At 74.4% G+C, this 10,497-nt stretch carries 9 protein-coding genes; 3 read left to right on the top strand and 6 right to left on the bottom strand.

The window, feature by feature from the left end; translation table 11 throughout:
* The 6 genes from TR48_RS46540 to TR48_RS05680 form a co-directional block, all read right to left on the bottom strand.
* A partial coding sequence (locus tag TR48_RS46540; protein WP_063770914.1) for an SAV_915 family protein occupies positions 1-598 on the bottom strand: 598 nt, incomplete at its 3' end.
* Between the two features lie 206 nt (positions 599-804).
* Complete coding sequence (locus tag TR48_RS05700; RefSeq protein WP_236652022.1) at positions 805-1,413, bottom strand: pyridoxamine 5'-phosphate oxidase family protein; 609 nt, start codon at positions 1,411-1,413, stop codon at positions 805-807.
* Between the two features lie 187 nt (positions 1,414-1,600).
* Positions 1,601-2,131, bottom strand: a complete 531-nt coding sequence (locus TR48_RS05695) for a GNAT family N-acetyltransferase (RefSeq protein WP_042364780.1) — start codon at positions 2,129-2,131, stop codon at positions 1,601-1,603.
* A 67-nt stretch (positions 2,132-2,198) separates the two neighbouring features.
* On the bottom strand, positions 2,199-3,338 hold the full coding sequence (locus tag TR48_RS05690; RefSeq protein ID WP_042364779.1) for an acyl-CoA dehydrogenase family protein: 1,140 nt from the start codon (positions 3,336-3,338) through the stop codon (positions 2,199-2,201).
* On the bottom strand, positions 3,335-4,141 hold the full coding sequence (locus TR48_RS05685) for a TIGR03084 family metal-binding protein (protein WP_042364862.1): 807 nt from the start codon (positions 4,139-4,141) through the stop codon (positions 3,335-3,337). The genes TR48_RS05690 and TR48_RS05685 overlap by 4 nt, the downstream gene beginning before the upstream one ends.
* Positions 4,142-4,258: 117 nt before the next feature.
* Positions 4,259-5,806, bottom strand: coding sequence for a long-chain-fatty-acid--CoA ligase (locus TR48_RS05680; RefSeq protein ID WP_042364778.1), 1,548 nt, complete (start codon positions 5,804-5,806; stop codon positions 4,259-4,261).
* 195 nt (positions 5,807-6,001) lie between these two features.
* Between TR48_RS05680 and TR48_RS05675 the strand changes: the two genes are divergently transcribed.
* The 3 genes from TR48_RS05675 to TR48_RS05665 all read left to right on the top strand — a co-directional run bounded on the left by TR48_RS05675 (position 6,002) and on the right by TR48_RS05665 (position 10,322).
* The gene (locus tag TR48_RS05675) at positions 6,002-6,631 is read left to right on the top strand and encodes a dienelactone hydrolase family protein (protein ID WP_042364861.1); all 630 of its coding nucleotides are present in this window, start codon (positions 6,002-6,004) and stop codon (positions 6,629-6,631) included.
* Between the two features lie 131 nt (positions 6,632-6,762).
* Positions 6,763-9,423 (top strand): alpha/beta fold hydrolase, encoded by a 2,661-nt coding sequence (locus tag TR48_RS05670; RefSeq protein WP_042364777.1) that lies wholly within the window; start codon positions 6,763-6,765, stop codon positions 9,421-9,423.
* Positions 9,420-10,322, top strand: a complete 903-nt coding sequence (locus TR48_RS05665) for a DUF2705 family protein (RefSeq protein ID WP_042364776.1) — start codon at positions 9,420-9,422, stop codon at positions 10,320-10,322. The genes TR48_RS05670 and TR48_RS05665 overlap by 4 nt, the downstream gene beginning before the upstream one ends.
* Positions 10,323-10,497: the final 175 nt, after the last annotated feature.

The following is a 10,497-nucleotide window of genomic DNA, read 5'->3' as shown; positions in this document are numbered from 1 at the left end:
CGCAGCGGCGACGACGAACGCGGGCCGGCGGGCCGCCGGCGGAAGCGGCAGGGGCGCCGAGGATGCGATGGGCGCCCGACGTCCCGGAGGGGGCCGGTGCCCGGGAGGTGACCGACCTCCCGGAGGTGACGGGCGCTCCTGCGGGGGCCGAGCCGCCCGGGGTGGCCGCCGCGACGCCCGGGCCGCGCCGGGCACCGGGCGTGCCCGCGCCGTTCCGGACGCGCTCAGCGGCCACGGGGGCGACGAGGTCGGGGGCGGCCGGGCTGTGGGCGCGCCAGGGGTGCCAGCCGTCTGGGCCGTGCAGCGCCGCGGCGGGAGCCGCGGCCAGCTGGGGGTCGACGGTGAGCTCCGTGACGCCGAGCGTGGCGGCCATGGCGCGCAGCGCGGTCTCGGCGATCTCCACGGCGCCCTGCTCGCGGCCGAGCACCGCGGCCAGCTGCCGCATGCTGGTGAACCCGACCGCCGTCCGCGCGCCCAGCGGCGTGCGGAACAGTCGCAGGACATCCCCTGCGGGGCCCGACCGGACCGGGACCAGCAGCCGTCCGGCCGGGACGCGTGCTGCGGGCTCCGGGTCGTCCCCGTCCATGTACCGAGTCATTGCCGGCATCCTTCCGACGCGCGTGAGCGTGACCAGTCGTCAACCACCGGTTCACTGCGGCGGATGCCGCGGAACCCGGTGCGCATTCGACGCTAGACCGGTCATTCCCGCTGCTCACAGGCCGAGAGCCGCTCCTGACGCGTTCCTGACGCCTGGCCCCCTGATGTTGACGCGACGGACGCGACGGACGCGACGCAGAGGTCGGGTCAGCCGGTCTGCAATGCCGCGATGTGCGCGGGGAGCGCGATGCCCGGAGCCAGGTCGGGGGCCGGGACGGGGGCGCCGAAGAGCGGGCGGATCGGCACGTTGCCCGCCCACAGGCCCAGCTCGGCGTCGGGGCTGTCACCGTCCTCCGGCGGCCCCGCGGAGACCTTGACGGACGCCTCGGCGAGGTCGAGGGCGAGCAGCGCGGTGGCGGCGAGCTCCTTGCGGTTAGGCTGCCGCGCGTACTCCCACTGGCCGGGCGCGCACTGCTCGGTCAGCACGCGCAGGCCCTCCAGCTTCTCGTCGTCCTCGATCAGCCGCGGCGTGCCGTAGATCATCGCGCAGCGGTAGTTGATCCCGTGCTCGAACACCGAGCGGGCCAAGCTCAGACCGTCCACGTGGGTGACCGTGACGCATACCTCCGCGCCGGGGTCCTGCCGCAGGCTCCGGCTGGCGACGGAGCCGTGGAAGTACAGGGTGTCGGCGGTGGCGCCGTAGCACGTGGGCACGACCATCGGGGCCCCGTCGACGACCACGCCGAGGTGGCAGACGAACCCGGCCGCCAGCACCGCGTCCAGGTCCTCCTTGCGGGTGCTGCCGTTCTCCCGCATGCGCCGATGGCGCGTCCGGTCCGTGACTGCGATTTCTGACATGTCGAGCCCTCTCAGGCAACCGTTTTCGTCCTGCCGTGGCATAAACGGCACTGAATCCGCACCGCTCAAGCCCACGGTAGACGAACGCCGGAGGCGGGGGCAACGGTCCGCCGCCGCTTCCTGGCAGGTCGCGGGCCCCGCCCGGCTACGCCCGGTCGGCGGCCAGCAGGCCGTAGAGCAGGTCGTCGGTCCACTCGCCCTTGATCCAGGTGCCCTGCCGGCGGAGGCCCTCGCGGGTGAAGCCGACGCGTTCCAGGAGCGCGGCGGAGCGCGCATTGCGGGCATCGCACTCCGCGGAGACGCGGTGCAGGCCGTGGCTCTCGAAGAGGTCGGCCAGGACGGCGCGCACCGCCTCGGTGGCGTAGCCGTGCCCCTGCCAGGCGGGGGCCAGGGTGAAGCCCAGATCGGCCTGGCGGCGGTTTTCGTGCAGGTGGACGCCGATGTCGCCGATGAGGCGCCGCTCCGCCGTCAGCTCCACCGCGTACTGGAACCAGCCCGGCTCGGTCGGCGAGCCGGCCGCGAAGGCGTGCACCCAGGCGCGCGCGGCCTCGTCCGTCACCGGCGCGCTCCACCCCTGGTACCGGGCGACGTCCGGGTCGGAGCGGTAGGCCGCGAGCTCCGGCGCGTCCGTCTCGCGGAACCGGCGCAGCGTGAGGCGGGGTGTGGCCAGCAGCATCGACGTTCCTCCTCCGCGGATCCGTCCGGGTCGCGGGCCACGCTACGCGAAGCTCCCGGCCGCCGCCTCAGGCTTTGTAGCCGAGGCGCCGGGCGGCGAGACCGGTGAGGATCTCGTCCGCGCCGCCGCCGATGGCGAGGATGCGGACGTCGCGGTAATGCCGCTCGATCTCCGACTCGCGCATGTAGCCCGTGCCGCCGTGGAGTTGGAGGGACTCGTGGACGACCCACTCGGCGGTCTCGACCGCGCTGTTCTTGGCGAAGCATGCCTCGGTGACGACGTCCTCGCCAGCGACGTGGCGGGCCGCGACGTGGTGGGTGTAGACCCGGGCCAGGTCGATCCGGCGGGCCATCTCCGTCAGCGTGTGCTGGACCAGCTGACGCGAGATCAGCGGGCGGCCGAAGGTGTGGCGCTGCCGCGCCCAGTCGGCGGCCAGGTCGAGCGCGCGCTGCGCGGTCGCGTAGGCCTGGGCGGCCAACGCCAGGCGCTCGGTGACGAACTGGGTGGCGATCTGGAGGAACCCGCTGTTCTCCGGCCCGACCAGGTTCGCCGCCGGCACCCGGGCGTCGGCGAACGACAGCTCGGCGGTGTCGGAGCAGTGCCAGCCCAGCTTCTCCAGCCGCCGGGTGACCGTGAATCCGGGCGTACCACGCTCGACGACGAGCAGCGAGACCCCGTGCGCGCCGGGACCGCCGGTGCGCACGGCGGTGGTGACGAAGTCGGCGCGACAGCCGGAGGTGATGAAGGTCTTGGCGCCGTTGACGACGTAGTGGTCGCCGTCCCGGCGGGCCGTGGTGCGGATCGCGGCCACGTCCGAGCCCGCGTCGGGTTCGGTGATGCCGAGCGCGCCGATCGACTCGCCCGCGACCACGGGCTTCACGAAGCGGTCCAGTTGCTCCGGATCGCCCGCCGCGACGAGGTGCGGGAGGGCGATTCCGCCGGTCAGCAGCGAGGCGACCACACCGCCGGAGCCGCCCGCGTAGAGGATCTCCTCGGTGACGGCGAGCGCGTCCAGCAGGTCCCCTCCCCCGCCGCCGACCCCGACCGGCAGGGCGACGCCGAGCAGGCCCAACGCGGCTGCGGAGCGGTGCAGTTCGCGTGGGAGCTCCCCGGCCCGTTCCCATCCGTCGAGATGCGGCAGCACCTGCGACCGCACGAAGCGCCGGACGGTCTCCCGCAGTTGCGCGCGCTCGGGCGGCTCGCTCACGCCGTCCCCCCGGGCGTCGCGCCGCTCTCGCTCCCGCGTCCCTTGCCGGGCGGCCCCGCGAAGGCCTGCGCGATGCGCAGCCACGCGGCGGCGTCCGGCCCGACGGCGAGCAGCGCGGTGTCGCGGTGGTCGCGGCGCTGGGTGACGACGAGGCAGAACTCGAGGGCGTCCCCGCTCACCCGCTGCTCCGCGTTCTCGGGACCGAACGCCCACAGCTCGCCCGCGGGCCCGCTCAGTTCGACGCGGAACTCGGCGGCGGGCGGCGTGAGTCCGTGCACGCCGAAGGCGAAGTCCCGGGTGCGGACGCCGAGTCGGGCGATGTGTCGCAGCCGCTCGCTGGGCTCGGGGACGAGGCCGAGCGCCGCGCGGACGTCGAGGCCGTGCGCCCAGGTCTCCATCAGCCGGGCGGTGGCCATCGACGCGACGCTCATCGGCGGCCCGTACCAGGGGAACTTGGCGCCCGGTTCAGCCTGCGCCAGGGCGTCGGCGAGCGCGGCGCGTCCCGTGCGCCACTCGGCGAGCAACCGCTCGGCGGGCTTGCGGGCCTGCTCGCACGCAGCGGCGTCGACGTAGTCCGCGCCTCCTTCGAGCGCGCGCAGCAGTTCGTCCTTGAAGGCCGCGGGGGTGCGGACGGAGACCAGCGCCTTCTCGTCCGTCCAGGCCAGATGGCCGATCTGGTGCGCCACCGTCCATCCGGCAGCGGGAGTCGGGGCGGCCCAGTCGAGATCGCCCCGGGCCACCAGGTCGTCGAGCGCTTGCGATTCGGCGTGCAGGTCCGCGAGGACCGCCGCGGCGGCGTCCACCACCTCGTCGCCTCCCTTCGGGGTCGCAAGCGACGATGGCACCGCCCTGGGAAAAAATCAATGGTGCTTGATTCTTTCGAGCGACCCCGCGCGGCGACCCCGCGCGGAGGCCCCAAGTTACGCCTCGGCGAATCGCTCGCGCAGCACCCGCTTGAGGATCTTGCCGGTCGGATTGCGCGGCAGCTCGTCCAGGAAGAGCACGATGCGGGGCTTCTTGTACGAGGCGATCCGCTCACGGGTGAAGGCGATCAGCTCCGCCGGGCTCACCTCGCCCGCCTCCGGCCGCAGGACGACCGCGGCGGTGACCGCCTCACCCCAGCGCTCGTCGGGCGTGCCGAAGACCGCCACGTCCAGGACGGCCGGGTGCTCGGCGAGCGCGGCCTCCACCTCGACTGGATAGACGTTCTCGCCGCCCGTGATCACCATGTCCTTGATCCGGTCGGTGATGAAGAGGTAGCCCTCCTCGTCGAGGTAGCCCGCGTCGCCGGTGCGCAGCCAGCCGTCCTCGGTGAACAGGCGGGCGTTCTCCTCCGGACGACGCCAGTAGCCGGGTGTGACGTAGTGGGAGCGGGTGCAGATCTCACCCACCGCGCCGGCCGGCAACGGCTCGCCGGTGAGCGGGTCGGCGACGCGGACCTGGACGTCGGGGCGGGTGTTCCCGGCCGAGCGCAGCAGATGGGCCCTGGCGCCGTCGGGGTCGTGGTCCTCGGGCAGCAGCCGGGTGGCGCTGCCGGCCGTCTCCGTCTGGCCGTAGATCTGCAGGAAGCCGCAGCCGAACACCGCCATGGACCGCCGCAGCAGCACGGGCGTGATCGGCGAGGCGCCGTAGGCGATCAGGCGCAGTGCGGAGAAGTCGCGGGTGGCGATGTCCGGCAGCGAGGTGAGCATGTGCAGGACGGCGGGGACGAAGAAGGTGTGGCTGATCCGCCGCTGCTCGATGAGCTCCACGACGCGCTGCGGGACCAGGTCCGGCACCGCGACCGTGTGCGCGCCCGCCACCAGGGCCTGGACCAGCCACCCGGCCCCGGCGATGTGGAAGAACGGCATCGCGTTCATGCTCACCGAGTACTGGTCCCAGCCCAGTTCACGCACGAGGTGGTCGCCGGCGTCGAGGTTGCCGAGCGTGAGCCGGACGCCCTTGGGCTGCCCGGTCGTACCGGAGGTGTAGAGCTGGAGGCAGACGGTATCCGCCTCGCCCGCGCCGCCGCACCCGGGATCGGCCTCCGACGCGGCGGCCAGCAGCGTCTCGTAGCCGAGCTCGTCGGGGCCGGGCGTGCCGTCCACGAGGACCGGCGCCTCGGGCAGCACGGCCCGGATCGCCCGCGCGCCCGGCAGGAACTCCTCCTGCGTGACCACCGCGGCGAACTCTGCGTCCCGGGCGACCGCCGCCAACTCGGGTGCCGCCAGACGCCAGTTGAGCGGCACCGCCACCAGGGCCGCCTTGGCGCAGGCGAGCAGGAGCTCGGCCGCGAGGACACCGGGCCGCGCCAGGCAGCCGACGCGGGCGCCCGCCCGCAGGCCCTCGCCGAGCAGCGCCTGGGCGAGGCGGTTGGAGCGCTCGCCCAACTCGGCGTAGCTGACGGTCCGTTCGTCCTCGGTGACGGCGGGCGCCTCGGGGCGTCGCGCTGCGTGGTGGCGTACGGCGTCGGGCAGGTACGGGCCCATGCGGGTCCCCCTCGTCGTCGGCGGAGCACAGTGGGGCGCTGCGAAGCGCTGGGCGCTGCGGAGTAGGAGCCTCGCACGCGCGGCGGCGCGCGTGGAACCCGCCGGACGCCCCGATCCGCGACGGTTTCGGCCGGCCCAGGAGGCCGCCGAGCCCGGCGACGCCGTGACGTCCCGTTCGCGACGGGATCGGCGATGATGGACGGGCACCCGTCCAGCCTGCGAAGGAAGCCGTCCGTGGCCCAGATCGTCCTCTTCCACTCCACCTACGGCCTGCGCCCGGCCGTCCACGCCGCAGCGGAGCGCCTGCGCGCCGCCGGCCACGTCGTGCACACCCCGGACCTCTTCGACGGCCGGACCTTCGACGACGTCGAGTCGGGCCTGGCCTACGGGGACGAGATCACCCGCGAGGAACTGCTGCGCCGCGCGGTCGCGGCGGTCGGCCCGCTGCTCACCGCCGACGGTCCCGGCCTGGTCTACGCCGGCTTCTCGCTGGGCGGCGCGATCGCCCAGAACCTCGCCCTCGCCGACGGGCGCGCCCGCGGCCTGCTGCTGCTCCACGGCACCTCCGACATCCCCGAGGACGCGGCCACCTCCATCCCGGTTCAGCTCCACGTCGCCGAGCCGGACGTCTACGAGACGGAGGACTGGCTGAACGCCTGGTACCTGCGGATGACCCGCGCGGGTGCGGACACCGAGATCCACCGCTACCGCGGCGCGGGCCACCTCTACACCGACCCCGACCTCCCGGACTACGACGCGGAGGCGGCGGAACGGACCTGGGCCATCGCCCTGGACCTCCTCACGGAGCTCGACGCGCAGGACTGAGGTCCCCGCGGCCCCGGCAGGGAGGGGCACGTCCGCGCGGCGGTGATCGTTGTGCCTACGATGCCTGGCGGCGGCGCGGTCGGTGCCCGCCCTGGAGCCGAAGGGACCTGCTCGTGCCGCTGAGAGCCCCCATGCCGCGGCGGTGGACCGCCGCGGTCGTGGCCGCGCTGATCGTCGTGGGCGGCGGGACGGCCGTCGCCGCCGGTGGCGGCGGCGCGCCGACCGTCCGGGAGCAGGACCGGGTGTTCTCGATGCCCGAGACGCCCGACAGCTCGCAGACCGTCAGCATCGACACCGCGTACTTCACCACCGGTGACAGCACCCCGAGGCCAGCCGTGCTGCTGGCACACGGCTTCGGGGGCAACAAGGACGACATGGCCGGCGAGGCCCGCTACCTCGCGCAGCACGGCTACCGGGTGATGACCTGGTCCGCCCGCGGCTTCGGCAGGTCGACCGGGGCGATCGGCCTGGACGCGCCCGACCGGGAGGTCGCGGACGTGCAGCGGCTGATCGACTGGCTCGGGCACCGCCCGGACGTGCTGCAGGACGGGCCGGACGACCCGCGCGTGGGGATCGCGGGCGGCTCCTACGGCGGGGCGATCGCACTGCTGACGGCCGGTCACGACAAGCGGGTCGACGCCATCGCGCCGCAGATCACCTGGTGGGACCTCGGCCAGGCGCTGTTCCCGAACGGCGTATTCAAGAAGCTCTGGTCCGGGGTCTTCTTCACCAGCGGCGGCGGTAGCGAGTGCCGGTTCACGGCCCAGCTCTGCCAGTTCTACCAGCGCGCCGCGCTGTCCGGGACGGCCGATCCGGCCGGGCTGGCGCTGCTGAGGCAGTCCAGCCCGGACTCGGTCGCGGGCAGCATCCGGGTGCCGACGCTGATCACGCAGGGGCAGAACGACTCGCTCTTCCCGCTGAGCCAGGGCGACCAGATGGCGCGGGCCATCGCCGCGAACGGCGCGCCCGTCTCGGTGGACTGGTTCTCCGGCGGCCACGACGGCGGCGACCAGGAGAGCGCCCGGACCCAGGCGCGCACGCTGGCCTGGTTCGACCGGTACCTCAAGCACGACAAGAGTGTGGACACCGGGCCTGCGTTCCGGGTCACCCGCACCGGCGGCATCTCGGTGTCGGCCGGTCAGGTGGTGCAGTACGGAGCGAGCGCGAATCGCTACCCGCCCCTCACCGGGACCTCGCACCGCACCGTCGTACTGACCGGGCGTCCGCAGACCGTCGCCAACCCGGCCGGCGGGATGCCGCCCGCTGTGTCGTCCGTGCCCGGCCTCGGCGGCGCGCTGTCCCAGCTCGGCGGGCTGACCGGCGGGAGCCTGCCGCTCAGCTCGGACATGCCGGGCCAGTACGCCGCGTTCGAGTCCGCGCCGCTGGACAGCGCGCTGCAGCTGACCGGCGCGCCCAACGTCGAGGTCACCGTCACGACCGACGGCCAGGCTCCGGCGGTCCTGTTCGCCAAGCTCTACGACGTCTCGCCGGACGGCGGCAGTGTGCTGCCGCACCAGCTGGTCACCCCGCTGCGGGTCACCTCCTCCGGCACGGTGGACGTGCGGCTCCCCGCCGTGGACTACGACTTCGCCGCCGGCCACCGGCTGCGCCTGGTCCTGGCCACGACCGACCTCGGCTACTCCTCGCCCGCCGCACCGGCGACGTACCGGGTCTCGCTGCCCGCCGCCGATCCGCTCACGCTGCCCATGGACACCGCGTTGCGGAACGCCCGGACGCCGCTGCCGGTGTGGGTGTGGCTGCTGCCGCTGCTCGCCGCGGCGGTCGCGGCCGCCCTGGTGCTCACCGGCGTCGGCGCGCGCCGTCGCCGCCGCCCCGGGCAGGCGCCGGACCCGGACGCGGTGACGCCGCCGCTGGTGGTGGCCGGGCTGTCCAAGCGCTACCACGGCTCGACTGACCGCTACGCCGTGAAGGACCTGTCGTTCCGCGTCGAGCGCGGCCAGGTGCTGGGCCTGCTCGGCCCGAACGGCGCGGGCAAGACCACCACGATGCGGATGCTGATGGGCCTGATCCGCCCGGACGCGGGCAGCGTGCACCTCTTCGGGCAGCGGGTCGAGGCGGGCGCTCCGGTGCTGTCGCGGGTGGGCGCGTTCGTCGAGGGCGCGGGCTTCCTGCCCCACCTGAGCGGCCGGGCCAACCTGGACCTGTACTGGCAGGCCACCGGTCGCCCCGCGAAGGACGCGCACGTCGCGCAGGCGCTGGAGATCGCCGACCTCGGCGAGGCCCTGGAGCGTCCCGTGCGGACGTACTCGCAGGGCATGCGGCAGCGCCTGGCCATCGCCCAGGCCATGCTCGGCCTGCCGGACCTGCTGATCCTGGACGAGCCGACCAACGGTCTCGACCCCCAGCAGATCCGCGAGATGCGCGCGGTGATCACCCGTTACGCCTCGGGCGGCCGCACGGTGATCGTCTCCAGCCACCTGCTCTCCGAGGTCGAGCAGACCTGCACCCACCTGGTCGTGATGACCCAGGGCCGGCTGCTCGCGGCCGGCCCGGTCGCGGAGATCACCGGCAACGACGACGAACTGCTGGTCGGCACGGGCGAGATGAGCACCGAGACGCGGGACGCGGTGATCGCCAAGCTGGAGGCCCTCGACGGCGTCGCCGCCGTCGCGGCCGCCACCGAAGAGCCGGGCCTGCTGGTCCGGCTGGACGGCCTCGCCGTCCCCGAGCTCCTCGCCGAGCTGCTGCGCCTCGACGTGCCGGTGGAGCGGGTGGGCCCGCACCGCCGCCTCGAGGACGCCTTCCTGACCCTCACCGGAGAGCGCGCATGAGCACCGAGACCGAGACCGTTCCCACCGAGGCCGCGACGCCGGCCGCGTCCGGCCCGTCCGGTGCGGCCGCGGGCTACCGCCCCTCGCGGACGCTGCCGCTGCGCGTCGAGGCGCGCCGCCAGCTGTCGCGCCGCCGCACGTCCGTCGTGTTCGGCGTGATGGTGGCGCTGCCGGTGATCGTCTGGGCCGCGTTCGCGGTCGGCGGCACGCCCTCCGGCCGGGACGGAAGCCCGTCCCTGATCCAGGCCGCGACCTCCTCCGGCGTCAACTTCGCCTTCGCGGTCCTCTTCATGGCCAGCGGCTTCCTGCTCAGCGTGCCGGTGGCGCTCTTCTTCGGCGACACGATCGCCTCCGAGGCGAGCTGGTCGTCGCTGCGCTACCTGCTGGCCGCGCCGGTGCCGAGGGCGCGGCTGCTGCTCGCCAAGCTCGCGGTGGCGCTGGGCTTCAGCGCGGTGGCGGTGCTGGTGCTGCCCCTGGTCGCGCTGGGCGTCGGCTCGGCCGCGTACGGCTGGGGCGACCTGCACCTGAGCCTGGCCGGCTCGCTGCCCGCGGGCACGGCGACGGGCCGGCTGGCCCTGATCGCGGTCTACCTCTTCGTCTGCGAGCTCTCCATCGCGGGTTTCGCGCTGTGGATGTCGACGCTGACCGACGCCCCGCTGGGCGCCGTGGGCGGCGCGGTGGGCCTGGCGATCCTCTCCGGGATCCTCGACAACATCACCGCGCTCGGCTCCCTGCGCAGCTTCCTGCCCACCCACGGCATGTACGCCTGGGTGGACGCCCTCCAACCGAACCCGGACTGGACCGGCATGATCGAGGGCGTCTCGATCGCGGTCTCCCTGGCGCTGGTCTTCACCGCCCTGGCCTTCCGCCACCTCCGCGCCAAGGACATCGTGTCCTGACGGGGCGGGGCGAGGATGCGGGCCTCGCGGCCGACATTCCGCCCCTCCGCCCGCTCTGCCGCGTCAAGCCCGCCAGGCGGGGCCGCCAGGCCGAACCACCGCGACCGGGAAGGCGCGAGGAGCCGGACACCGGGCCCGGGCTCCCGCCCCTCCGCCCGCCCTCCCCCGCGAACCC

The sequence above is a fragment of the Streptacidiphilus neutrinimicus genome (assembly GCF_000787815.1).
In the GTDB taxonomy this organism is placed as follows: Bacteria; Actinomycetota; Actinomycetes; order Streptomycetales; family Streptomycetaceae; genus Streptacidiphilus; species Streptacidiphilus neutrinimicus.
Note: the sequence above shows the minus strand (reverse complement) of the source record. Positions and strands in the feature narration are given on the sequence as shown.

What these genes read in the sequence shown, in the direction of transcription:
- TR48_RS05700 (WP_236652022.1), bottom strand. Translation starts at nt 1,413, where the DNA reads ATGCGGGAGAACGGCAGCACCCGCAAGGAGGACCTGGACGCGGTGCTG.
- TR48_RS05695 (WP_042364780.1), bottom strand. Translation starts at nt 2,131, where the DNA reads ATGCTGCTGGCCACACCCCGCCTCACGCTGCGCCGGTTCCGCGAGACG.
- TR48_RS05680 (WP_042364778.1), bottom strand. Translation starts at nt 5,806, where the DNA reads ATGGGCCCGTACCTGCCCGACGCCGTACGCCACCACGCAGCGCGACGC.
- TR48_RS05675 (WP_042364861.1), top strand. Translation starts at nt 6,002, where the DNA reads ATGGACGGGCACCCGTCCAGCCTGCGAAGGAAGCCGTCCGTGGCCCAG.
- TR48_RS05670 (WP_042364777.1), top strand. Translation starts at nt 6,763, where the DNA reads ATGCCGCGGCGGTGGACCGCCGCGGTCGTGGCCGCGCTGATCGTCGTG.
- TR48_RS05665 (WP_042364776.1), top strand. Translation starts at nt 9,420, where the DNA reads ATGAGCACCGAGACCGAGACCGTTCCCACCGAGGCCGCGACGCCGGCC.